This window comes from Mycobacterium shinjukuense (assembly GCF_010730055.1).
Lineage (GTDB): Bacteria > Actinomycetota > Actinomycetes > Mycobacteriales > Mycobacteriaceae > Mycobacterium > Mycobacterium shinjukuense.
In genome coordinates this window covers 4,340,298-4,363,722 of sequence record NZ_AP022575.1, presented here as the reverse complement: position 1 = coordinate 4,363,722, position 23,425 = coordinate 4,340,298, and the positions used below count along the sequence as shown (strand labels likewise).

The window sequence follows — 23,425 nt, the reverse complement described above, 5'->3', positions numbered from 1 at the left end:
TTCCTTCCTGCGCTGCGCGGTCAGCCCGCTGCGGTCGCAATGAGCTTGGCTTCCAGGTACTCCTCGAATCCGAGCAGCCCCATCTCCCGGCCGATGCCGGACTGTTTGTAGCCGCCGAAGGGTGCGTCCGCGGAGTACCAGACACCACCGTTGACGTTGACCGTGCCCACCCGTAACCGCGCCGCCACCCCGGCGGCCCGCTCGGGATCGGCGCCAAACACGGTGCCCGACAAGCCGTATGGCGAGTCGTTGGCGATGCGCACCGCGTCGTCGTCGCCGTCGTGGGCGATCACCGTGAGCACTGGGCCGAAGATCTCCTCCCGGGCCGGCCGGGCGTCGTTGTCCAGGCCCGCGATCACGGTGGGCTCGATGAAAAAACCGACCGACCTATCCGCCGGCCGGCCGCCGCCGCACGCGAAGCTGCCGCCTTCGGCGATCGCCAGATCGAGGTAGCCCTGCACCCGGTCTCGCTGCCGCGCCGAAATCAGTGGTCCGCAAACGGTTCCGGGGTCGTTGGGATCGCCGGGCTTGATCGCGGACATGGTGGCCGCCGCGATCGCGACGGCCTCGTCATAGCGGGCCCGCGGCACCAGCAGCCGGGTGGTGATCGCGCACCCCTGCCCGGCGTGCATGCATGCCGAGAACGCCGAAATGCCGCCGGCCGCACCCAGGTCGGCGTCGTCGAGCACGACGAACGCCGACTTGCCGCCCAGCTCCAGGAAGACCTTCTTGATGGTGGTGGCGGCGTCGGCCATCACGCTGCGGCCGGTGGCCGTCGATCCGGTGAACGACATCATGTCCACCCGTGGATCTTTGGCCAATAGCGCTCCCAGGCCGTGGTCGCTGGAGGTGACGATGTTGACGACGCCGGGCGGAAAGTCGGTGTGCTCGGCGATGATTGGCCCGAGCACGGCCGCGCACCACGGCGTGTCGGGTGCCGGCTTGAGCACGACGGTGTTGCCCGCGGCCAGCGCGAGACCCAGCTTGGCGAGGTTGATCTGGTGCGGGAAGTTCCACGGGGTGATGGCGCCGACGACGCCGACGGCCTCGCGTGCCAGCGTGCGCCGGGTGGGGATGCCCAGCGGCGACGCCCGGCCGAGATCCTGGTTCCACACATAGGATTCGGCGGTGTCGGCCGCGAACGCCAGGTCGTTGACCGGGCCTTCCAGCTGGGCGCTGGCGGTGAGCATCCGCGGCGCGCCGACCTCGGCGATGGTGATCTCGCGGAGTTCCTCGAGGTGTTGTCGCAGCGCGTCACGCAGCTGGCGCACGCACCGCACCCGCAGCTCGGTGTTGCGCGACCAGTCGGTGTCGTCGAACGCGCGCCGCGCGGCGTCGATGGCGCGGCCCATGTCCTCGGCATCGGCGTCGGCGGCCACACCCAGCACTTCCTCGGTGGCCGGGTCGATCGTCGGGAAGGTGCCGGCACCACCTTCGGTCAGCTTGCCGTCGATGAACAGGGCGCTAACGCCGTCGGCCAACAGGGCCATCTCGTGCTCCCGCCTATCCGCCACATCAGATGGACACTTGTCCGATAGGACCTGCTCGCACGATAGCCGTCGGGCCGTTCGCCGTGCAAGGTCCGATCCCGGCCCGGCTCGATCGATTGCGACAATACGCCTCTGTACTGGGCATTTGGCGGCCGGGCTTGCCTCGCATCGCAACCCTCGGCTAACCTGGACATGTGTCCAGTCAAGTGATGGCGCCGGTCGCACGCAACCGGCGCCAGCAGGAGACCTTCGGCAAGCTGCTGGCGGCCGGCATGGAAACCCTGCGGACCCTGGGGGCAAGCTCCTATGCCGACCTGACCGTGCGGATGGTGGCGGCGCGCGCCCAGGTGGCGCCCGCCACCGCCTACACCTATTTCTCGTCGAAGAACCACCTGATCGCGGAGGTCTACCTCGACCTGGTCCGGCGGGTGCCGTACTTCACCGACGTCAACGACCCCATGTCCACCCGGGTGCACCAGGCGTTGCGGCATCTGGCGTTGGTGGTCGCCGACGAACCCGAGATCGGCGCCGCGTCGACGGCGGCGTTGCTCGGCGGCGGCGCCGACCCCGCGGTGTGCGCCGCGCGGGACCGGATCGGGGCGGAAATACATCGCCGCATCGTGTCGGCGATCGGGCCGGGCGCCAACCCCAACACGGTATCCGCCCTGGAGATGGCCTTCTTCGGTGCGCTGGTCCAGGCCGGCAGCGGCGCGTTCACCTACCACGAGATGGCTGACCGGCTCGCCGACGTGGTGAGCCTCATCCTGGCGGGAGTCGACACGACATGACCGTGCAGGTCCCCGTCCAGGGCGATCCGGAACTGGTCCTGGATCCCTACGACTACGACTTCCATGAAGATCCGTACCCGTACTACCGGCGGCTGCGCGACGAGGCCCCACTGTACCGCAACGAGCAGCTGAATTTCTGGGCGGTGTCGCGGCACTCCGACGTGTTGCAAGGTTTCCGCAACAGCACCTCGTTGTCGAATGTGTATGGGGTGTCGCTGGATCCGTCGTCGCGCACTTCCGAGGCCTATCGGGTGATGTCGATGCTGGCCATGGACGACCCCGAACACTTGCGGATGCGCACCTTGGTGTCCAAGGGGTTCACCCCACGACGGATCCGGGAACTCGAGCCGCAGGTAATGAAATTGGCCCGCACTCATCTGGATTCGGCCCTGCAGCATGACACGTTCGATTTCGTGGCCGAATTCGCCGGCAAGCTACCGATGGACGTGATCTCGGAGCTGATGGGCGTTCCCGCCGCTGACCGGGCCCGCCTGCGGGCGCTGGCCGACGGCGTGCTGCATCGCGAGGACGGCGTGGCCGACGTGCCCCGCTCGGCGATGCAGGCGTCGATCGAGCTGATGGCCTACTACGCGGAGCTCATCGGGCAGTTCCGTAAGCATCCCGCGGACAATCTGACGTCGGCGTTGCTGGCGGCCGATATTGACGGCGACCAGCTCACCGACGACGAGATCATGGCGTTTCTGTTCCTGATGGTGATCGCCGGCAACGAGACCACCACCAAGCTGCTGGCCAACGCCGTTTATTGGGGTGCCCGCAATCCCGACCAGCTCGCCGGGGTGTTCGCCGACCACTCTCGGATTCCGTTGTGGGTGGAGGAGACTCTGCGCTACGACACGTCCAGCCAGATTCTGGCCCGCACCGTCTCACACGATCTCACGCTGTACGACACCACCCTGTGCCCGGGTGAGGTGTTGTTGCTGCTGCCAGGATCGGCCAACCGCGACGACAGGGTGTTCGACGACCCCGACGACTACCGCATCGGCCGTGAAATCGGTTCGAAACTGGTCAGTTTCGGTAGTGGCGCACACTTCTGCCTGGGCGCGCATCTGGCCCGAATGGAAGCTCGCGTGGCGCTGGGCGAGCTGTTGGGCCGGATTCGCGGCTACCAGGTGGACGAAGACAACGCGGTGCGCGTCCATTCCAGCAATGTGCGCGGCTTTGCCCAGCTGCCGGTCACCGTAGAGGCCAGGTAGATGCCCCGCTTCGAGCCTCATCCGGCCCGGCGTCCCGCGATCGTCGCGGGTGCGTCGTCCGGCATCGGCGCGGCCACCGCCACCGAGCTGGCCGGCCGGGGATTCCCGGTTGCGCTGGGGGCCAGACGCGTGGACAAGTTGGCCGAAGTGGTGCACAAGATCCGCGCCGACGGTGGCGAGGCGGTGGCCTTCCCGCTCGATGTCACCGATGCGGTGTCGGTGAAAGCGTTTGTGGCACAATCCATCGACGCACTGGGCGAGATCGAGTTGCTGGTGTCCGGTGCGGGGGACATGCTCCCGGGACGGCTGCACGAGATCAGCACCGACGCCTTCCTCGAGCAGGTCCAGATACATCTGATCGGCGCCAACCGGCTGGCCACCGCGGTGCTGCCGGACATGGTGGCGCGCCGGCGCGGCGATGTCATCTTCGTCGGGTCGGATGTGGCCCTGCGCCAACGGCCACACATGGGCGCTTACGGCGCGGCCAAGGCCGGGCTGGTGGCCATGGTGACCAATCTGCAGATGGAGCTCGAGGGCACCGGTGTTCGCGCGTCGATCATCCATCCGGGGCCCACGCTGACCGGGATGGGCTGGCAGCTGTCCGCCGAACAAGTCGGCCCAATGCTGCAGGACTGGGCGAAGTGGGGTCAGGCCCGGCACAGCTACTTCCTGCGCCCCACAGACGTCGCCCGCGCCATCGCGTTTGTCGCCGAAACCCCGCGCGGCTCAATCGTGGTGAACATGGAAGTCCAGCCCGAGGCGCCGCTGGCGGACGCGCCCGAAATTCGTCAGAGGCTTTCACTGGGTGAGGCGACGATGCCGGACGAAACGCCTGGGGAAGGAGCCGAGCAATCCAGCCCACGCGATGAGGGGATGCCCGACCAATGAGTGTTGTTGCCGTTCCACGAGTTTCCGGTGGGCAAGGCAAACACGGCCACCTCGAGGAATTCCGCGCCGATCCGATCGGGCTGATGCGGCGCACCCGCGACGAATGCGGTGACGTCGGCACCTTCCAACTGGCCGGCAAGCACGTGGTGTTGCTCTCGGGCGCACAGGCCAACGAGTTCTTCTTCCGCGCCGGCGACGACGAGCTGGACCAGGCCGAGGCCTACCCGTTCATGACGCCGATCTTCGGCAAGGGCGTGGTGTTTGACGCCAGCCCGGAGCGGCGCAAGGAGATGCTGCACAACGCCGCGCTGCGCGGCGAGCATATGAAGGGCCACGCCGTCACCATCGAGGACCAGGTCCGGCGGATGATCGCCGACTGGGGCCAAGCCGGCGAGATCGACCTGCTGGATTTCTTCGCCGAGTTGACCATCTACACCTCCTCGGCGTGCCTGATCGGCAAGAAGTTCCGCGACCAACTCGACGGGCGATTCGCCAGGCTCTACCACGAGCTGGAGCGCGGCACCGACCCGCTGGCCTACGTCGACCCCTACCTGCCGATCGAGAGCTTCCGCCGCCGCGACCAGGCCCGCAAGGGATTGGTCGCGCTGGTCGGAGGCATCATGAACAACCGGATCGCCAACCCCCCGGCGGACAAGCACGAGCGGGACATGCTCGACGTGCTCATCACCGTCACCGATGACCACGGCAATCCTCGGTTCTCGGCCGACGAGATCACCGGCATGTTCATCTCGATGATGTTCGCCGGACACCACACCAGCTCGGGCACCGCGTCGTGGACCCTGATCGAGTTGCTGCGCCACCCCGCCGAATACGACGCGGTGATCAACGAGCTCGACGCGCTCTACGCCGACGGTCAGCCGGTGAGTTTCCACGCGCTGCGCCAGATTCCGCGGCTGGAGAACGTGCTGAAGGAGACGCTGCGGCTGCACCCGCCGCTGATCATCCTGATGCGGGTCGCCAAGCGTGAGTTCCAGCTGCAAGGCCATCCGATCCATGTGGGCGATTTGGTGGCGGCCTCACCGGCGATCTCCAACCGGATCCCCGAGGATTTCCCCGACCCCGACGAGTTCCTGCCGCAACGCTATGCGGAGCCCCGCCAAGAGGATCTGGTCAACCGCTGGACGTGGATTCCGTTCGGCGCCGGCCGGCATCGGTGCGTGGGCGCGGCGTTCGCCACCATGCAGATCAAGGCGATCTTCTCGGTGCTGTTGCGCGAGTACGCGTTTGCGATGGCGCAACCGCCGGACAGCTACCGCAACGATCATTCCAAGATGGTGGTGCAGCTGGCCCAGCCGGCCCGGGTGCGCTACCGCAAGAGGACCAAGACGGGACGGTAACGATGGGTTACCGGGTGCAGGTCGACCTGGATTTGTGCCAGGGACATGCGATGTGCGAGCTGGAGGCGCCCGACTATTTCCGGGTGCCCAAACGCGGCCAGGTGGACATCATCGATGCCGAGCCGCCCCCGCACGCCCGCCGGCAGATCGAGCAGGCCGTGCGGGCCTGCCCCACGCGAGCGTTGTCCATCCGAGAAACAGGAGATTGACGTGACCGCATTCCCCCGCTCGGAGCTGGAAGACGTGGTGCGGCGCTGGTTGCAAGCCAACCAGGACGCCGAGCGGAGCGGGGATTGGACGGTGCTCGCCGACTTCTATACCGACGATGCCACCTACGGCTGGAACATCGGGCCCACGCAGGACGTGATGTGCGTCGGGATCGACGAGATCCGTGACATCGCGCTCGGCCAGGAGATGGCGGGCCTGCAGGGCTGGCGTTACCCGTACCAGCGGGTCGTCATCGACGACAAGATCGGCGAGGTGGTCGGGTTCTGGAAGCAGGTCGCCACCGACGCCGACGGCACCCAGTGGGAGGTGTACGGCATCGGCGGCAGCTGGTTTCGCTACGCCGGCGGCGGGAAATGGAGCTGGCAGCGCGACTTCTTCGACTTCGGCCACGTGTCGGCGCTTTACCAGGAGTTGATCAAGGCCGGCAAGCTGTCGGCGGGCATGCGCAACCGCATCGAACGCGGCTTCGCAAGGGGCGCATCCGGCGAGGCGATACCGGGCTACTACCCGCTCGGCAAGGCCCCGGTCCCGCTCTGGTGAGGCGCCCGCAACCAGCCAACCAAGCATTTGTTTTGTTGGACGCGCTATGCTGACGCGACAGGGAGTGTCGGTGGCATTCGTCACCACCGCTGCCGGACGGAGTCGGGCAGCTCAGCTCAATTCAACGGTGAAATGGGGTCCGATCCAACGTGAAGACAAAAGGCGCTCTGATCTGGGAGTTCAACCAGCCGTGGTCGGTGGAGGAGATCGACATCGGTGACCCCGTCAAGGACGAGGTCAAGATTCAGATGGAAGCGGCGGGCATGTGCAACTCCGACCACAAGCTCGTGACCGGTGGGATTCCGATGGCGGGCTTTCCCGTCCTGGGCGGACACGAGGGTGCCGGCATCGTCACCGAGGTTGGACCCGGAGTGGAAGACATCGTTCCCGGCGACCACGTCGTGTTGTCGTTCATTCCATCCTGTGGGCGGTGTCCGTCATGTGAGGCCGGGATGCGCAACCTGTGCGACCTGGGGGCAGGGCTGCTGGCCGGCGCGGCGGTCAGCGACGGCACATTCCGCATCCAGGCCCGCGGCCAAAACGTCTACCCGATGACGTTGCTGGGCACCTTCTCGCCGTACATGGTGGTGCACAAGACCTCGGTGGTGAAGATCGATCCGTCGATCCCGTTCGAGGTCGCCTGCCTGGTCGGCTGCGGGGTGACCACCGGCTATGGTTCGGCCACCCGCTCCGCGGACATCCGGCCGGGTCAAGACGTCGCGATCATCGGCGTCGGCGGGGTCGGGATGGCGGCCCTGCAGGGCGCGGTCGCCGCCGGCGCCCGCTACATCTTCGTCATCGAGCCGGTCGAGTGGAAGCGAGACCAGGCGCTCAAGTTCGGCGCCACCCATGTCTACCCCGACATCGAAGCGGCAACGATGGGCATGGGGCAAGTCACCGAAGGCCGAATGGCCAAGAAGGTGATCGTCACGGTCGGCGATCTCAAGGGCAAAGATATCGACAGCTACCTGACGCTTACCGCCAAGAACGGAACCTGCGTCGTGACGGCGATTGGCAGCATGCTCGACACCCAAGTGACGCTGAACCTGTTCATGCTGTCCATGCTGCAGAAGAACCTGCAGGGAACCATCTTCGGCGGCGGCAACCCGCGTCATGACATTCCGCAGTTGTTGTCGATGTACAAGGCGGGCAAGCTCAACCTGGACGACATGATCACCCGTCAATACCGGCTGGAACAGATCAACGACGGCTACCAGGACATGCTGGACGGCAAGAACATTCGCGGCGTGATCCGCTACACGGACGCCGACCGGTAGCCTGGCGCGTGGTCCGTCGGTGGCCCGCTTTCCCCATCTGTTGGCGCCGGGACGAATCGGCGCCATGACGGTGCGCAACCGGGTGGTCATGTCTCCCATGGAGACGATGTATGGCACCAGAGACGGGCTGCCCTCGCAACGCACGCGGGACTACTTCGCCGCCCGAGCCGAGGGCGGCGTCGGGCTGATCACGTTGGGCGCCACCGGAGTCGACCATCATCACCCCGAAACACCCGGTGGCCTGCAGCTGGCCACCGACGCCGCGGTGGACGCGCACCGGGCGCTGGTGGACGTGGTGCACGCGCACGGTGCCAAGATCCAGCCCCAGCTGGTGCACGCCGGACCCGACGGCCTGGGACCGGAGATGTTCGGCGTGCCGTCGCTGGGGCCGTCGGTGATCCCGTCGTACCTGACCGGGCGTCCGTCGGCGGAGATCAGCACGCGGCAGCTGGCCGAGGTGTTCGACCTGTTCAGGGCCGCGGCGCGGCGGGCCGCCGAGGCCGGCTACGACGGCATCGAGCTCCATGCCGCACACGGCTACATGCTGCTGGGCTCTTTCCTTGCCCCGCAACGCAATCGACGTACCGACGACTACCGGGGCGACTCGGCGCGCGGCCGGATCCGAGCGGTGCTGCAGGCGCTGGCCGCGATTCGGTCCGAGATCGGTGACGCGCTGCCCATCACGCTGCGCATCTCCGGCTACGAACGCGTGGCCGGGGGCCGGCCCATCTACGAAACCGCCCGGGTGGCACCCGACCTCGTCGCCGCCGGGGTGGATGCATTCCACGTCAGCGGCGGCGTCATCGATCGGCTGGTGACCGCCATGGTCAACGGCGCCGACGACGGCGACGAGCTCAACGTCGGCGCCGCGGCGGCGGTCAAACAGGTGGTCGACGTGCCGGTGATCGCCGTGGGACGCATCCACGACCCCGCCAGGGCCGAACGGATCCTGGCCGACGGGCGCGCCGACTTCATCGCCATGGGCCGTCCGCTGCTGGCCGACCCGGATCTGCCGGACAAACTGGCCTCCGGCCAGTCGCACCGCATTCGCCGGTGCATCTCGTGTGAAAACTGCATCGACGCCATGGAACAACGCCTCTCGGTGGATTGCGCCGTCAATCCCCGCACCGGCAAGGAGCGTGAACTGGCGGCACCTCGCGCGGTGCGCGCCAAGCGCGTGGTGGTGGTCGGCGGCGGCCCGGCCGGGCTGGAGGCCGCCCGGGTGGCCGCCGAACGCGGCCACCGCGTCACGCTTTTCGAACGCGCCGGCCAACTGGGCGGCGCACTGCGCTGGGCGTGCCTGCTGCATCCCGAAAACCAGCCGTTCCTGCGGTACCTGCGCGACGAGATCCGACTCAGCCCGGTGAACGTCGAACTGGGCCACCCCGTTTCGTCCGGTGAGGTGATCGCAATGCGGCCCGACGCGGTGGTGGTGGCCACCGGCGGCCACGTCGCGGTGCCCACGATCCCGGGCGCAGACCTGCCACACGTGCATACCGGGCCGGGGTTGTGCGACTTGCTGGACGGGCACGCCGAATCCAGCGATCCGGCCTGGCAGCGACTGTGCGCTGGGCTGCTGGCCGGCTGGCGACAGCGGTTGGTGCGTCCCGCCGCGGTGCGGCTGGCCACCCGCGCCTGGATGCCGGTGGGCCGGCGCGTCGTCATCATCGGTGGTGACCTGGTGGCCATCGAACTCGCCGAGTTCCTGGCCGGCCGGGGCCGGCTGGTGTCCATCCTCGAGCCGGGCAAGGACATCGCCCCGGAGGTGGGCAACAAGCGCAAGACCGAGCACATGGACCGGCTCGACCGGTTGGGCGTCACCGTCCACGTCCGTGCGGCCGTAGACCGGATCAACAGGGAGGCTGTGGTTTTCACCCCGGCCGGCGGAAGCACCCGCGACCTGGCCTGCGACAGTGTGGTGATCGCCGGATCCGTCGAGCCCGACACCGCCCTGTTCGACTCCCTGGTTGCCGCCATGCCCGACGCCGAGGTGCATGCCGCCGGCGACTGCAGCGGCCTCGGCTTGATCCGCAGGGCCACCGAGGACGGCGCCCGCGCCGCGTGCGCCATTTGACAACAGGAGGAATAGCGATGACCCAAACCGCCCACACCCCGGCGCTGAGCGCGTCGCAGGCGTCCTGGCGATGCGTGCAAGCCCACGACCGCGACGGTTGGTTGGCGCTGATGGCCGACGACGTCGTCATCGAAGACCCGATCGGCAAGGCGGTCACCAACCCGGATGGTGCGGGCATCAGGGGCAAGGAGGCCGTCGGCGCCTTCTACGACGCCAACATCGCGCCCAATCAGCTGACCGTCACATGCCAGGAGAGCTTTCCGTCGAGTTCGCCCAACGAGATCGCCCACATCTTGGTGCTGGACAGCACGTTTGAGGGGGGTTTCACCAGTTCGGTCCGCGGGGTGTTCACCTACCGGGTCAACGACGACGGCCTGATCACCAACCTGCGCGGTTACTGGAACCTGGAGATGATGACGTTCGGCAAACAGCAGTGAACCAGGTCGGCCGAGGTGCCCGATTTCGGCCCACCCTGGCAGCGGTTTCGGCGACCATATGCTTGGCCCATGGCGTCGATCTTCACCAAGATCATCAACCGGGAACTGCCCGGCCGGTTCGTCTACGAGGACGACGACGTCGTTGCGTTCCTGACGATTGAACCCATGACCAAGGGGCACACGCTGGTGGTGCCGCGGGCCGAAATCGATCAGTGGCAGAACGTGGATCCCGAGGTGTTCGGCCGCGTCATGTCGGTGAGCCAGCTGATCGGCAAGGCGGTATGCAAGGCGTTCAGAACCGAGCGCGCCGGGGTGATCATCGCCGGGCTCGAGGTTCCCCACCTGCATGTCCACGTGTTCCCCACGCGCAGCCTGAGCGACTTCGGCTTCGCCAACGTCGACCGCAACCCGTCCCCGGAATCGTTGGACGATGCGCAGGCCAGGATCAAGGCGGCACTGGCCCAGCTGACGTAGCGCGCGGTCAACTGACCGGGGCGGCCACCTCACTGACACGCGGCATCCTGACCTGGAAGCAGCAACCCTTACCGAGCTCGGTCGTCACCGTGACGACGCCGCCGTGGGCTTTGACCAACGAGTCCACGATCGACAGCCCCAGCCCGGTTCCGCCGCTGGCACGTGCCCGTGACGAGTCGGTGCGATAGAACCGCTCGAACACCCGCTGCGCATCCTGCGGGCTCATGCCAGGACCCTTGTCGGCGACCTCGAGCACCGCGTCGTCGCCCACGGTGCCGACCCGGACGGTGATGTCCGCGCTGTCCGGGGTGTGCTGTAACGCGTTGGCGACGAGGTTGCTCAGCACCTGCCGCAACCGGGGTTCATCCCCGAACACCTCCGGGGTGCCGGGGCCGTCGAGAACTTCCAGGGCGATGGTGCGATTGCGGTCGATCGCCCGCGCGTCGTGCACCGCGTCAGTGGCCAGCGACAGCAAGTCCACCCGGGTCCTTTCCAGCGGACGGTGCGCGTCCAGCCGGGCCAGCATCAGCAGGTCGTCCACCAGCAGGCCCATCCGGCTGGCTTCGCTTTCGATGCGCGACAACAGCATCGCCACATCGCGCGCGGCGCCCTGGCGATACAGCTCGGCGAACCCGCGAATGGTGGTCAGCGGGGTGCGCAGTTCATGGCTGGCGTCGGTGATGAACCGTCGCATCCGCTCTTCGGAACCGCGGGCCGTCTCGGCCGACGCCTCCGAGGACGCCACAGCCTGTTGAATTTGGGCCAGCATTCCGTTGAGCGCCAACGAGAGTCGGCCCACCTCGGTGCGGGGATCGCGTTCGGTAACCCGGCGATCCAGCTGGCCGGCGGCGATCGCCGCCGCGGTCTCTTCCACCTCGGCCAGCGGCCGCAGACTTCGGTGCACCACCAGGTAGCCGGCGATGCCGACCACGACCAACACCGCGACCCCGATGCCGACCTGCAGCCAGACCAAGGACCGAACGGTGTGTTCGAGGTCGGTCAGATCGATGGCGACGGTGGTGATCCCGCCCTGCGCCGGCCGGACCGTCACGGCGCGCCACTCGATGTCGGCGCCGCGGACCGACGGCAGCGTCACCGGGTTGGGGCCCACGTCGTTGTCGGCGGGCAGCGCCGGCTCGGCATTGCGGTCGTTGATGGCGGTCACGGTCTGGCCGGCGGGGCTGATGCCGCGCACGTAGAACTTCGACGGTGGCCGGGCGGGGTCGGGGCCCTCCAGGTTGGGCGCATGCTTCCAGGGGGCCTGCGCCCAGGTGCGGGCGGCGTCCAGCAGGGTGGAGTCGATCCGGCTGATCAGGCTGTGCCGCAGGATCGAGGTGACCGCCACACCCGAAACCACCAGGCCGCCCAGCACCAACACCAGGGTCGCGGCGACCAGCCCTACCCGTAGCGGCACCCCGCGTGGACGGTGTTCGGCCATGCTTGGCTACCCGGTCGATCTCGGGCTCAACGCGGCTCCCGCAGCACGTAGCCCACCCCGCGCAGGGTGTGCAGCAACCGCTTCTCCCCGGTGTCGATCTTGCGCCGCAGGTACGACACGTAGGACTCGACGACGTTGACGTCGCCGCCGAAGTCATAGCGCCAGACGTGGTCGAGGATCTTCGGCTTGCTCAGCACCGTGCCCGCGTTGATCACGAAGTACCGCAACAACGTAAATTCGGTGGGCGACAGGGACACCGGCTGCCCGGCCTTCCACACCTCGTGGGTCTCCTCGTCAAGCTCGATGTCGGCGAATTTCAGGCGGACGTTGCGAGGCTGGGCGCTGCCCTTGCCCGCGCGCCGCAGAATGACCCGCAGCCGGGCGACCACCTCCTCCAGGCTGAACGGCTTGGTCACATAGTCGTCGCCACCCAAGGTCAGGCCCGCGATCTTGTCCTGCAGCGAGTCCCGGGCGGTCAGGAACAACGCCGGCGCGTCGATCCCGTCGGCACGCAGCCGTCGCAGCACCCCGAAGCCGTCCATGCCCGGCATCATCACATCGAGGATGATGGCGTCCGGCTTCGCTTCCCGGGCCTTGTCCAGCGCCTGGGTACCGTTGGTCGCGGTATGCACCTCGAATCCCTGGAATTTCAGGCTCACCGAGAGCAGTTCAACGATGTTGGCCTCGTCGTCGACGACGAGCACACGAGCCTCCGGCGTCGCGGCTTCGCCTGGGGTTACGGCTGTCATGAGGCCAATTTCCTCACACCGTGGTTGAACGCTTCCTTAACGGTCATTGAGTACTTCCTGAAAGCTCGTTGCCAGCAGTCTGCTAACAGTCTGCCAAAAATCCTCGGATCAGCTTGGACCTACGCGCGGTCAACACCCTGCGGCGTGAATACACTCGCATGATGAGTCTCGGCACAACACTCGTCGGCATCGCGACCTTGCCCGCACGCGTCGGGCTCTCCGCGGCCGAATCCGGCTTGAACATGGCCGGCGCGGCGGTGGGCATGGCCAAGCGAGCGCTGGGTGATACCGCCGGCGGCAGCGGGTCCACCACGATGGCCAACATGCTGGGGATCGACGACGCGATCGCGCGGGCCAACCGGCTGGCCCGGCTGTTGGACGAGGATATGCCGCTGGGCCGCGCCATCGCCCCCGATGGGCCGATGGACCGACTGCTGCGCCCCGGCGGGTTGGTCGACCTGCTGACCGCGCCCGGAGGCCTGCTGGATCGGCTGACCGCGGAGGGCGGCGGGCTGCAGCGTGCCCTGCAGCCGGGCGGGTTGGCCGATCAGTTGCTCGCCGAGGACGGCCTGATTGAACGGGTGCTGGCCGAGGATGGGCTGGCCGACCGCTTGCTCGCCGAGGATGGTTTGATCGACAAGCTGACATCGAAGGACGGCCCCCTGGAGCAGCTCGCCGACGTGGCCGACACGCTGGCCCGGCTGGCGCCGGGGATGGAGGCGCTCGAGCCCGCCATCGCTACCCTGCAAGACGCCGTCATCGCGCTCACCCTGGTGGTCAACCCGCTGAGCAACATCGCCGAGCGCATCCCGCTGCCCGGGCGCCGTCCCCCGCGCCGGTCGTCGTCGCGGTCGGTGCGCTCGCAGCGCGTGGTCGACAGCGAGCGCGAGCAGACATAAAATCGCCCATTTCTGCCGGGAAATGGGCGATTCCACGTCTGCTCGCCGCTACCGGTTAGGCTGGCATCCTGCTAGTTCCGGCCTCCTTAGCTCAGTGGTAGAGCACTCGCCTTGTAAGCGAGCGGTCGTCAGTTCAATCCTGACAGGAGGCTCCATTGCTGCACAGCGATATGCGCTGTTAAACGTCTTTTTTTATGTTTGCTAAATGGCCTCGCTCGGCTGCCGTGCCCACATTTTGCCCACAGTTTCATGCAATCTAATCTCTCGGCAACTGCAGTGAGGTCATCGTCGAAAAGATCCGCATACACGTCCAAGGTCATGGCCGCCGACGCATGCCCCAGCATCCGCTGAACCACCTTCACATTGGCGCCGGACGAGATCGCCAGGGACGCCGCGGTGTGCCGTAACGCGTGCGCGGTGATCCGCGGGAACGTCTTGTCTACCTTCCGGCAGCGGTCGACCGCCTCGGACAGCCACGAGTCATGCGACGACGGCGGGCCCAGGTAGCCGCTCGACCGCGCCGGCTACAGCAGCTCGTCACGCTCCTTGCCCGCACACGACTTGGCCAACTCATCAACCACGAACCAGGCCAGCGTGATCGTGCGGTGCTTCCCGGACTTCAGTGCTGCCCACGCTGACCGCGTTCTCGTGCAGCACAATCCTTCGTTTGAGGAAATCCACATCCCTGACCCGCAGCGCCGCGGCCTCACCCCATCGCAGGCTGGCAGTGCCAAGCAGCAGAACCAGCGACCGGTACCGGCCGGCCGCCACAGCCAGCGCGTGGAGCTGGCCGGCGGTCAGGTAGACATTCTTGCGCCTAGCACTCACCTGGAGTTTGACGCCGCGCGCCGGGTTCGCCGCCAGCCGCCGATCCCGGACCGCGTCATCCAAGATCCGCGCCAACACCGAGTACTCCGTCTGCACAATCACCGGGCCACGCTTGCCGGCCAGCTCCGAAACCCACGCCTGCACATCAGTGTGAGCAATGTCAGCAACTCGCACCCGCCCCCACCGGGGCTCCATGCACACGCCAAGCACTGTCGTAACTGCCGAATCCGGACGGCTTCATGTGACCCCGTTGACGTTTCAACCACCCAGGCCCGAGTTCCCTCGCAGTGATCTTGCCGAGTTCCGGTGCGACGTACTCCCCCCGGAGTTTGTCAACCTCGTTCTCCGCTGCCACGCCTCTGCGTCACGCTTCGTCTTGAAACCCCGCTTGTCCGTCTGCCGCCGGTCAGGCGTCCTGTACCGAACCCGATAACGGGTTGCACCAGAAGATGTTTCGTACTTCTCAATCGTCGCCACGAGATGAGCCCGCATCATCGGGGAGGCCACGAGAGCGCTCAAGAATCTTGTCGATGAACAGGCTCTCGCGCTGCTGAAGCCATGCGGGCCAGGCCCTGCTGATGAATTCGATGTCTGGCATGCCTGGCAAGGGGCGGTCGGCGCGCACCAGGTCCCAGACGTACACCACGTCTACCGGGCCAGAAAGCCCGGTCACCTCGACATACCGGCGTTGATCGTCAGCGACAGCCCCGTTCCAACCGGTATCGGGGATCATCAGCGTGACCGGCGAAACACCAAGTGCCACAGCGACAGCCATGAGGCCATCAGGTGTTACCCGGCGCTCACCAGACTCGATGCGTCGTATGCCAACCGTATTGATAGACCAGGCGGCTTTCTCTTGAAGCAGCCCCGACAGCTGCATGTAGTTCGTGGCCCCGCGTAGCCGCTTCACGTTCTCAGCCACCGCGCGCGCTGTTGCCGCGGCGGACCTTTTCAAGGATGGACTCGGTGGTGGCTGTCCGTTTGAAGGGCTTGGGGTTCTAAGTAGCCGGCGAAAACCGGGATGCACACGGGGCTGAGCGGCGCTCGAAAGCAGTTCATCGACCTTTGGCCGCGGGTAGGCCCGTAGCACCGGGCGAGTCGAGGGGGTTCCCAGGTAACCGAGGTCTAAAAGGGAGATGGCGAAAGCTATACCCGTCCCAGATTTGTTATAGTTTTTTATCTAAAGCTATAATTGATTCTGGCCGGGTGAGCGAGCCTTTAACAGATGCGAGCCTTATTAAACAAACTAGCCGAAAGGTATATTCATGCAGGTAGCGGACTTCGAACAGTCGCCGGTCGGCCACCTCGTTCCCATATCGGGCCATGATGCATACCTCAACCGCGACTACAGCCACTCCGCGTTCGTCCCAGCACCGCTACCGGCCCACATTGAACTCTCTATGAAGGCCCACAAGCTCGCCGACGAGGCGAGTATGTCGCTCGGCCGTCTCGATTTCGCCGTCAAGCGCCTCCCCGACCCAGGGCTCCTCGTTCGCCCGGCGCTCCGGCGAGAGGCCCAGAGCACCTCTGCGCTAGAAGGTACCTACGCGACGCTCGAGGAGGTGCTCGAAGCGGACTACGTCGATGAGGCCAACCGGAGCGCCGAAGTACGAGAGGTCATGAATTACGTGCGCGCTGCGGAACAGGCCCTCGAACTGATTCGAGTCAAACCCATCTGCCTGAATGTGATAGCAACTCTTCAGGCCACGCTGGTGGATGGCACCCGAGGCGACAGCTGGGACAAGGGCCGGCTGCGAGAGTCGCACGTCTACATTGGTGAGCGGAACATGTCAAGGCCGGTGAGACAGTTTCTTACGCGGATTTGATGAGTGCTTCGGGGGTTGGTTGGTTGATCCAGGCAACGGTAGGCAGTTTCGGTGGGGTGGGCCGCTGGTGCCGGAATCTGGCGGGGTTGGCGGCGTAGGCGGCGTCCAGCGTGGCGGCGCGTTGGGCCTGGATCTCGGTGGCGGTGCCGTAGTGCACCGACGCGGCCGTGTGCAGGCCGACCCCGGAATGGCGATGCACGTGGTTGTAGTAGTCGAAGAACACGGTACAGAAGGCGCGGGCGTCTTCGATGGAGCCGAACCGGCCGGGGAAAGCGGGGCAGTATTTGAGGGTCTTGAAGTTGGCCTCCGAGTAGGGGTTGTCGTTGGACACGTGCGGGCGGGAGTGGCTGCGGTCCACGCCCAGGTCAACCAGCAGCTGGGCGACCGGCTTGGAGGTCATCGAGGTGCCCCGGTCGGCGTGCAGGGTCAGCTGGCCGGGTTCGATGTCGTGGGTGGCCAGCGCGGCGTCGATGAACTCCTTGGCGAGTTCGCCGGTTTCGGTGGCGGTGACGGTCCAGCCGACCACAAAGCGGGAGTAGATGTCGATGATCACGTACAGCTGGTAGTAGATACCGCGTTGTGGCCCTTGCAGTTTGGTGATGTCCCAGGACCACACTTGGTTCGGTGCGGTGGCGATCAGCTCGGGTTTCTTCTTCGCCGGGTGGGTGCGTTGGCGGCGCCGCTCGCGGTTCTCCCCGGCGATCGCCAGCAGCCGGTACATCGTGCGGATCGAGCACAAGTAGATGCCGTCGTCGAGCAGCCGCGCCCATACCTGCGCCGGCGCCAGGTCGCAGTACTCGGGCGAGCGCAGCACCGACAGCACGTGTTGGCGTTCGGCCTCGGATAACTTGTTCGCCGGTTCCGGTCGCGGCGGCGCAGCTGGGCGGGGTGTGGGATTGCGGCGGCGGTACACGGTGGCCCGCGACGCGCCGAGCAGCGCACATGCCCGCTTCGTGCTGGTCGCCGCCGCCAGATTGGGCAGGTGCTCGTCGATCACGGCTTGGACTTCGGATCGGAGTCTGCGCTCTCGGAGAGCATCTCCAAGAGCGCGTGCGCTTTTCCCGTGATCTCCAAGGCCAACTTGGTGCGTTCCAGCTCGGCTTCGAGCAGCTCGTTGCGCCGCCGCAGCTTCTCCAACTCGATCTGTTCGGCCGTGCGTTTCGGTTTCTTCCCTCTGGGCGCCAGGCCTTTCCGGGCGCCGGCGTCGCGGGCCTTGCGCCATTCGGCGATGTGCGAGCTGTACAGGCCCTCTCGCCGCAGCAACGCGCCGCGCCGCTCCGAGCCAGCCGGTAACGCGTCGTACTCGTCGAGAATGCGGGCCTTGTACTCGGCGGTGAACGTGCGCCGCCGTGCCCGGGCGCCCGGATCCCGCGTGCCCTCCACCACGCCAGTATCGGCGCGACTGTCCAAAGATGCGATCGTCATAGTCACGTGGAATAGTGATCCTGTCTCGCCCCGTAGCGATGATCGGCTACTGCTGCTGTCTCACCTAACCCTGGCACACAGGGGAGCGCTCAAAGGGTATTGAGGCGTCAAGGTTCGTGCCTCCACCTCACGGAGATCTACTGATACAGGGCATGGCGGATTGGGAGAAGTGGATTCATGCCGACGACGACTACCCGCTGCTTGTCAAGATTGCAATGGCGCACTACCAGTTCGAAGCCTTGCACCCGTTCTCCGACGGGAACGGGAGATTGGGCCGACTCATCGTGACCCTCCAGCTAGTCACCGAGGGGGCGCTGACCTACCCGCTCCTGAATCTCTCGCCATGGCTGGAGCAGCGAAAGGACGAGTACAAGGATCTCTTGCTTGGCATCAGCTCGACGGGGGATTTCGACTCTTGGATCAGGTTTTTCTGTGAAGCTGTCCGTCACCAAGCTGAAGATGGGGTTTCCAGAATCGAGGAGCTGCTGGCGTTTCAATCGGGACTCCGACAGCAGCTAGCGAATGTGAAGGCTCGTGGCGTCGTCTATTCAGTTGCCGACAGCCTCCTGGGTTACCCCATCATCACCATTCCGCTGGTCGCAGAACGGCATGACGTCACGTATCCCCCTGCAAAGAAGGCGATCATGACCTTGGTCGAACTCGGGGCGTTGCGAGAGATGAGGACAGCGTTTGCCTATGGCGCGAAGGGGTTCATCTGTGACCCTGTAATGCGGGTCTTGAACCGGCCGTAGCCCTGGCTCGGCGACGCGCCCAACGTGATCGGGTTGCCGCGCTGGGTGATCACAATGTCGCGGGTCTTGAGCAACCGACCGCAAGCGAACCAGGCAATGAGCAATATCAGTTAGTGGGGCATCAGCGGTGTTGGCCGTAATTGCTTGATGGCGCATGATCTCGATGAACCCATCGGTGTTGCGGAGTTCCACACCCAACGCAACCCAACACGACCTGTGCCAGCAATCTAGGCCGTCGACTGATCCGCCTGTGTTGACTCATTTTGTCCTACATAGTGTGCCAGACTCGGTATGTGGAGACCGGCATTCAGCAACAGCACCTTTACGAAGCGTGCAAGCCAAGCGCCACGTTGTTAATGCGCATGAGTGATTGGGTCAACCGAAAGAGGGGGAGGCAGATGGTGCAATGGGGTGTCCATACACCCGAAATGGATCCCGCACAACTGAAGTCCTACCTGGAGGAGGACCTGGCCAACGAACTTCGTTGGGTATTGCGGGCCGCGACTGAATGGCACGCGCAGCATCACATGAATCTAGGTATTGACGGCTACAGTGTGCAGGTTTATGCGATGGATTCCGTATTTCTGCACTCACGCGCTCTTTTCGAGTTCTTCACGCGCAAGACTAACGACCACAATTACGGCTACGATGCTTACCGGCTTACCAGCAAAATCTCATCGCGCCTGTACGAAAGACATTGGTCGCCCAAATTACACGCGCGGCTAATGCACGCGCAGGATCGCTCAAAGTCGGCGGACGTGAACAGGTTTGATCGCAAAGAACGTAAAGAGCACATCAAGAACATGCCCGCGGACTTTGCAATGGAGATAGTCCGAATGTGGCATGATTTCGCATCGGAACTTCAGCGCCTCGGTGATGAAGACATGAAGGGCATGGGCGTTCGCGCGGGTGAACTTTTGGATGAAGCTATAGATGATGCCCAAAAGGTGCGCACGAATGAAGTCACTCAATGTCACATTGCGAAACGTAAAAAGGAGCAGAAGCTACCTGCGGGCTTCACGATTGATCCGATTCCATGGCCGGTGTAGAACGCTTCCCTGCTCGTACCGAATCGAACCGCCATTGCAGATAGACTCGAAAACCGTTCTGGCATATGGGGTTCCGTAACTGTCTGGCGGGTTGTTTTCCGCCACCTGAGCTGGACTCCGTTCGGATCTAACCCAACATCGCCATGTCCCAGAAGCCTTGCTCGTAGTGGGCCACCCACAAGAAGGCGTCCTCGGCCTCTCGCGCCTGCTCGCCGACGGCGGTCTCGAGCTGACGATCAACGGAAGTCTGGAGATCGCCCACGTAGGACCGGAAGCCCGCGGTGGTCCATCTGTTCACGAACTCCCGGTAGGGCTGAGCACCTGGGCGGGCGCCTTCCCAGCTCTGCAGGTACGTGCGTTCGAGCGCCCAGATCGCGGTGATCTGGGCCGGATAGCCGCAGTAGGTCAATGCCAACAGGAAGTCGCAGTAGGCCCGAGTCACCGGATGCATAGAGGAGTCCAGGACAACGCCGCGCCGCGCCGCCATCTCCTCAAACCAGCCGAGCTCCCCAACGGTGGCGACCACGCCCCCCGCGAGCAGGCCGACGTCGGCCAAGGGGGCAGCGGCCGCGATGCGGGCCTGGGCGCGCACCAGGACCTGTGCGAACAGGTAGTCCTGGGCCAGCCAACGGTCGAAGGCGTCCTCGGGCAGCGATCCGTCCCGCACGCCCACAAGGAACGGGTGAACCGTGGCCGCCTGCCACGCGGCCATGTGACGGCTCACCAACGCATCCGCAGTCATGGCCGCTCCCATCGGCTGGCAGCGTCGAAGAAGCGCAATTCAAGTTCCATCGCTTGGTGATACAGGACGGCCAGGCGGTCGTGATCCCCCCCGTAGCGGTCGAGTAGCACCTCGAGACGGCGTGCCAGGGCCTCGAACTGCGCGCTCGAGTACGTCATCACCCACTCGCGATATGCACTCTCGGGCTTGGTCTGAGCGGCCAGCTGCTGGCCAAGGTAGGCGTAAAGCCGCATGCACGGCGTCGTCGCCGCCGCAATGTGGCCAACCGGCTCGAGCGCAGCGACCGCCAACAAGAAGTTGGTGTACGCCGAGGTGGCCGGGTCTGCCGCTTGCTGAAGGTCGACGTCCCAGCGCGTCGCGTAACCCTGGTGCAAGCGGAGCTCGTCGGCGGCGGCGTTAAGCAGCTCCCAGAATGCGATCAGACCGTATTGGTCCGGGCTCTTCGCCAGAGCCAAGGCGTAGGCGCGGCAGAACGCGTCGAGGAAGGCGGCGTCCTGTCCCACGTAGTAGGCGAACGTGGCTCGGGCCAACTCTCCCGACGCGATGCCCTGGACGAACGGGTGCTCCAACGCGGCCTCAACCAGGACTCGGTTCCGGTGCCATAACGAGTCGGAAAGCGATGCCACGAGCCAAGCCTAAGGCTGAATCCGTGGACGGTGATTTCGTCTTGCCGTCGGCGCTAGTGCCCAGGCCTGAGGCCGGTTGTGGCGCGGCATGTGTGATCCGCTGGCCGGTACCAGCTTTCCTTTGGGGTTCCTCGGGTCGGGCCTGGGATGGCGGGGTGGACAGGGCTTGGCCGATGCGGTAAGGCGGCAGATAACTGATGACGTTGTGCCACAGGGCTTTCCACCCAGTTCGCTGGGGCCAGTGGATGAGCAGGTGCAGTATTGATGTGCGGGCCGAGGCCGCGAAGCGGGCCGGGATGTTGACCAGGTCGCGGCGCAGGGTGGACCAGCGGGCCACGGCGAGGTGGCCACCGACTCAGGGTCCCGGCGGCGCGCGGCAGGGTATGAGCGATCACCGTGCAGGCCAGCCAGGCGCAGTCGGCCGCGACCTGCCCGACGGGATAATGTGCCAGTGGGCCGTCGATCGAATCGGCGCAGGCGGTTTCGATGATGGCGTGGCGGCGGTGGGTGGGTGATATCGGACTGGTGACCGGCAGCTCGGAGTTGGTGACAAACGGGTGATAGCGCCACACCGCAAACAACCCATCCGGGTAGCGGGCGTCTTTGACCCGGCGCACCACCAGCCGCACGGTCAGGGTGCGGTGCCGGCCCAGCCGCAGGGTGTTGGGGGTTCGGCGACCTGGGAATCGCCACCCGAGCCGACGGCAGATCCCCGTGCTGGTCGATCGATTCCGAAAGACCGTTCTGCGCAGCCAGTTCCAGCACCGGCACCAACCCGGCCGCCGACAGCAGATTCCGCTCGTCAAACACCGCCGATCTGGTGGTCAACGTATTCCCTGGCCGCATCGCAAGCGCCTTCTCGGAGGCTGGACAACTGCGATCTCAGCACTCGTATTGTCGCAGGCCGCCGGCCCGGCCACGGATGGAGGCTACGGGCCGTCGTCGTCCTCGTCGTCCCCATCGCGCAGCAGCTTTTCGGGGTGGAAGTAGCGGTTGATGCGGGGTTGGCCGCGGTCCAGGTGGCGCGGCGGTAGCCACTCGGTCTCGCCGCGGGTGTTGGTGCGGGTGCTCCAACCCCCGGGTTGCAGCATGCGGTGGTGGGCGCCGCAGGCAAACGTCAACGCGTTGACGTCGGTGGTGCGGCACTGGGCATACGGGGTCACATGATGAACCTCGCAGTAATACCCGCCCACCGCGCAGCCCGGTGCGCTGCACCCACGCTCGTTGGCGTACAAGACTATTCGCTGCGCCGGGGAGGCCAGGCGCTTGCTGTGATAGAGCGCCAGCGCCTTGCCGTGATCGAAGATCGTCAGATAGTGCCGGGCGTGGCGGGCCAGCCGGATCACATCACTCATCGGCAGCAGGCTGCCCCCGCCGGTGAGCCCGGTGCCGGCGGCGGCCTCCAAGTCGGCCAGCGTGGTCGTGACGATGATGGAGGCCGGCAACCCGTTGTGTTGGCCCAGCTTGCCGGAGGCCAGCAGCGCGCGCAGCCCGGCGTTGAGCCCATCGTGGTGGCGTTGGGCCGTGCTGCGGGTGTCGGAGTCGATGGCCTGCTGGCTGGGTGTGCCGTCCACGCACGGGGTTTCGTCGGCGGGGTTGCACATGCCGGGGGCGGCCAGCTTGGCCAACACCGCCTCCACGGTGGCCCGGGCTTCCGGGGTGAGCCAGCCGCGCAGCGCCGACATGCCATCGGCCTGTTGTTTGCCCAGGGTGATGCCGCGCCGCCGGGCCCGGTCCTCGTCGCTGTAATTCCCGTCGGGGTTCAGACAATCGGCGAGTTTGTCGGCCAGCCCGGCCAGTTGTTCGGGGCGAAACTGGGTGCCTTCCTTGGCCAGCTTGGCCTCGGCGCAGTCGCGGGTGGGCGCATCGACCCAGCCGGGCAGCTGGTGGGAGAACCGGCGGATCACCCCGATCTGGCCGCCGCCCAGCCGCCCGGCGCGTTGGGCGGCCGCGCTGGCCGCCAACACCGGCGCCAGCGGCTCGCCGGTCAGTGCGCGCCGCGGCCCCAAATCGGCGGCCTCGGCGATGCGGCGGGTGGCCTCGGCGCGGCTGATCAGCGTCCACTCGGCGATCGCGTGGGAGAGTTTGCCGCCCAACTCCTCGGCGCTGGCCGAGCGGGCCAGTTGGTTGATCAGTGGATGCTCGACGGCGGGCAGCCGCCGGCGTACCCGCTCGACCCGCTCTAGCAACACCAGCCGCTCATGGGTGCTCAACGCCTCAAAATCCAACCCCAGCACGGCATCCACGCCGGCATCGAGGGTGTCGAACGCCGCGGTGATCGCCTCCCGATCCATACGCCCAAACTATCGGAGGGCACCGACAA

24 protein-coding genes, 1 tRNA gene and 2 pseudogenes are annotated in these 23,425 nt (G+C 65.9%); 15 read left to right on the top strand and 12 right to left on the bottom strand.

The annotated features are described in order from the left end of the window. Positions 1–20 precede the first annotated feature (20 nt). A complete protein-coding gene (locus G6N20_RS19760; protein ID WP_083050790.1) occupies positions 21–1,490 on the bottom strand; it encodes an aldehyde dehydrogenase in 1,470 nt (489 codons plus the stop codon). Between the two features lie 209 nt (positions 1,491–1,699). Between G6N20_RS19760 and G6N20_RS19755 the strand changes: the two genes are divergently transcribed. The 10 genes and pseudogenes from G6N20_RS19755 to G6N20_RS19710 all read left to right on the top strand — a co-directional run bounded on the left by G6N20_RS19755 (position 1,700) and on the right by G6N20_RS19710 (position 10,768). Beyond that, entirely contained in the window at positions 1,700–2,278 is a 579-nt protein-coding gene (locus G6N20_RS19755) for a TetR/AcrR family transcriptional regulator (protein ID WP_083050793.1), read from the top strand. Further along, a complete protein-coding gene (locus tag G6N20_RS19750) occupies positions 2,275–3,492 on the top strand; it encodes a cytochrome P450 (RefSeq protein WP_083050795.1) in 1,218 nt (405 codons plus the stop codon). The genes G6N20_RS19755 and G6N20_RS19750 overlap by 4 nt, the downstream gene beginning before the upstream one ends. Next, a pseudogene (locus G6N20_RS19745) lies at positions 3,493–4,314 on the top strand (SDR family oxidoreductase); the annotation flags it as partial. Between the two features lie 62 nt (positions 4,315–4,376). Beyond that, on the top strand, positions 4,377–5,738 hold the full coding sequence (locus G6N20_RS19740; RefSeq protein ID WP_083050801.1) for a cytochrome P450: 1,362 nt from the start codon (positions 4,377–4,379) through the stop codon (positions 5,736–5,738). Positions 5,739–5,740: 2 nt separating this feature from the next. Further along, positions 5,741–5,947, top strand: coding sequence for a ferredoxin (locus tag G6N20_RS19735; RefSeq protein ID WP_083050803.1), 207 nt, complete (start codon positions 5,741–5,743; stop codon positions 5,945–5,947). 1 nt (position 5,948) lies between these two features. Then, the gene (locus G6N20_RS19730) at positions 5,949–6,506 is read left to right on the top strand and encodes a Cif family virulence factor (protein WP_083050806.1); all 558 of its coding nucleotides are present in this window, start codon (positions 5,949–5,951) and stop codon (positions 6,504–6,506) included. Between the two features lie 149 nt (positions 6,507–6,655). Further along, a complete protein-coding gene (locus G6N20_RS19725) occupies positions 6,656–7,783 on the top strand; it encodes an NDMA-dependent alcohol dehydrogenase (RefSeq protein ID WP_083050808.1) in 1,128 nt (375 codons plus the stop codon). A 19-nt stretch (positions 7,784–7,802) separates the two neighbouring features. Further along, on the top strand, positions 7,803–9,857 hold the full coding sequence (locus G6N20_RS19720) for an oxidoreductase (protein ID WP_142272147.1): 2,055 nt from the start codon (positions 7,803–7,805) through the stop codon (positions 9,855–9,857). 17 nt (positions 9,858–9,874) lie between these two features. Then, on the top strand, positions 9,875–10,294 hold the full coding sequence (locus G6N20_RS19715; protein ID WP_083050811.1) for a nuclear transport factor 2 family protein: 420 nt from the start codon (positions 9,875–9,877) through the stop codon (positions 10,292–10,294). Positions 10,295–10,363: 69 nt separating this feature from the next. Next, positions 10,364–10,768 (top strand): HIT family protein, encoded by a 405-nt coding sequence (locus tag G6N20_RS19710; RefSeq protein WP_083050813.1) that lies wholly within the window; start codon positions 10,364–10,366, stop codon positions 10,766–10,768. A 7-nt stretch (positions 10,769–10,775) separates the two neighbouring features. On the opposite strand, the gene G6N20_RS19705 is transcribed toward G6N20_RS19710, so the two are convergent. After that, positions 10,776–12,206, bottom strand: coding sequence for a sensor histidine kinase (locus G6N20_RS19705; protein ID WP_083050816.1), 1,431 nt, complete (start codon positions 12,204–12,206; stop codon positions 10,776–10,778). Between the two features lie 26 nt (positions 12,207–12,232). Further along, positions 12,233–12,955, bottom strand: a complete 723-nt coding sequence (phoP, locus tag G6N20_RS19700) for a two-component system response regulator PhoP (protein WP_083050818.1) — start codon at positions 12,953–12,955, stop codon at positions 12,233–12,235. A gap of 161 nt (positions 12,956–13,116) precedes the next feature. Here phoP and G6N20_RS19695 point away from each other — a divergent pair, with 161 nt between their 5' ends. Both G6N20_RS19695 and G6N20_RS19690 read left to right on the top strand, forming a co-directional pair. After that, positions 13,117–13,854 (top strand): hypothetical protein, encoded by a 738-nt coding sequence (locus tag G6N20_RS19695; RefSeq protein ID WP_083050837.1) that lies wholly within the window; start codon positions 13,117–13,119, stop codon positions 13,852–13,854. Positions 13,855–13,934: 80 nt separating this feature from the next. After that, positions 13,935–14,009, top strand: a tRNA-Thr gene (locus G6N20_RS19690). Here G6N20_RS19690 and G6N20_RS21575 read toward each other — a convergent pair. From G6N20_RS21575 to G6N20_RS19680, 4 genes are all read right to left on the bottom strand, one after another. Continuing rightward, positions 13,983–14,276, bottom strand: a complete 294-nt coding sequence (locus G6N20_RS21575) for a tyrosine-type recombinase/integrase (protein WP_232065549.1) — start codon at positions 14,274–14,276, stop codon at positions 13,983–13,985. The genes G6N20_RS19690 and G6N20_RS21575 overlap by 27 nt on opposite strands. A 151-nt stretch (positions 14,277–14,427) precedes the next feature. After that, positions 14,428–14,784: a site-specific integrase gene (locus tag G6N20_RS21570; protein WP_170300382.1), complete on the bottom strand. Its 357-nt coding sequence runs from the start codon at positions 14,782–14,784 to the stop codon at positions 14,428–14,430. Between the two features lie 156 nt (positions 14,785–14,940). Further along, positions 14,941–15,174: an Arm DNA-binding domain-containing protein gene (locus tag G6N20_RS21565; RefSeq protein WP_232065384.1), complete on the bottom strand. Its 234-nt coding sequence runs from the start codon at positions 15,172–15,174 to the stop codon at positions 14,941–14,943. Beyond that, positions 15,146–15,604: a helix-turn-helix domain-containing protein gene (locus G6N20_RS19680; protein WP_083050820.1), complete on the bottom strand. Its 459-nt coding sequence runs from the start codon at positions 15,602–15,604 to the stop codon at positions 15,146–15,148. The genes G6N20_RS21565 and G6N20_RS19680 overlap by 29 nt, the downstream gene beginning before the upstream one ends. A gap of 343 nt (positions 15,605–15,947) precedes the next feature. Between G6N20_RS19680 and G6N20_RS19675 the strand changes: the two genes are divergently transcribed. After that, positions 15,948–16,508 carry a Fic/DOC family N-terminal domain-containing protein gene (locus tag G6N20_RS19675; RefSeq protein WP_232065383.1) on the top strand — a complete coding sequence of 187 codons (561 nt, stop codon included), beginning with the start codon at positions 15,948–15,950 and terminating at the stop codon, positions 16,506–16,508. On the opposite strand, the gene G6N20_RS19670 is transcribed toward G6N20_RS19675, so the two are convergent. Then, positions 16,495–17,933 (bottom strand): IS3 family transposase gene (locus G6N20_RS19670; protein ID WP_408632552.1). Its coding sequence is split into 2 segments (ribosomal slippage): positions 16,495–17,639 and positions 17,639–17,933, totalling 1,440 coding nucleotides; the frame shifts between segments, so codons are not numbered across the junction. The two genes, G6N20_RS19675 and G6N20_RS19670, sit on opposite strands and share 14 nt — an antisense overlap. Positions 17,934–18,085: 152 nt before the next feature. On the opposite strand from G6N20_RS19670, the gene G6N20_RS19665 reads away from it, so the two are divergent. Together G6N20_RS19665 and G6N20_RS19660 are read left to right on the top strand one after the other, a co-directional pair. Beyond that, the gene (locus G6N20_RS19665) at positions 18,086–18,685 is read left to right on the top strand and encodes a Fic family protein (protein WP_232065382.1); all 600 of its coding nucleotides are present in this window, start codon (positions 18,086–18,088) and stop codon (positions 18,683–18,685) included. A 293-nt stretch (positions 18,686–18,978) separates the two neighbouring features. Continuing rightward, positions 18,979–19,734 carry a hypothetical protein gene (locus tag G6N20_RS19660; protein WP_142272044.1) on the top strand — a complete coding sequence of 252 codons (756 nt, stop codon included), beginning with the start codon at positions 18,979–18,981 and terminating at the stop codon, positions 19,732–19,734. A gap of 127 nt (positions 19,735–19,861) precedes the next feature. Here G6N20_RS19660 and G6N20_RS19655 read toward each other — a convergent pair whose 3' ends face one another. The 4 genes and pseudogenes from G6N20_RS19655 to G6N20_RS19645 all read right to left on the bottom strand — a co-directional run bounded on the left by G6N20_RS19655 (position 19,862) and on the right by G6N20_RS19645 (position 23,396). Continuing rightward, entirely contained in the window at positions 19,862–20,476 is a 615-nt protein-coding gene (locus tag G6N20_RS19655) for a thiaminase II/PqqC family protein (RefSeq protein WP_083048592.1), read from the bottom strand. Next, positions 20,473–21,102, bottom strand: a complete 630-nt coding sequence (locus tag G6N20_RS19650) for a TenA family protein (protein ID WP_083048510.1) — start codon at positions 21,100–21,102, stop codon at positions 20,473–20,475. The genes G6N20_RS19655 and G6N20_RS19650 overlap by 4 nt, the downstream gene beginning before the upstream one ends. A gap of 181 nt (positions 21,103–21,283) precedes the next feature. Beyond that, positions 21,284–21,734 (bottom strand): annotated as a pseudogene (locus G6N20_RS21560) (IS1380 family transposase); the annotation flags it as partial. Between the two features lie 297 nt (positions 21,735–22,031). Continuing rightward, complete coding sequence (locus G6N20_RS19645) at positions 22,032–23,396, bottom strand: HNH endonuclease signature motif containing protein (protein ID WP_083048514.1); 1,365 nt, start codon at positions 23,394–23,396, stop codon at positions 22,032–22,034. Between the last annotated feature and the right edge of the window lie 29 nt (positions 23,397–23,425).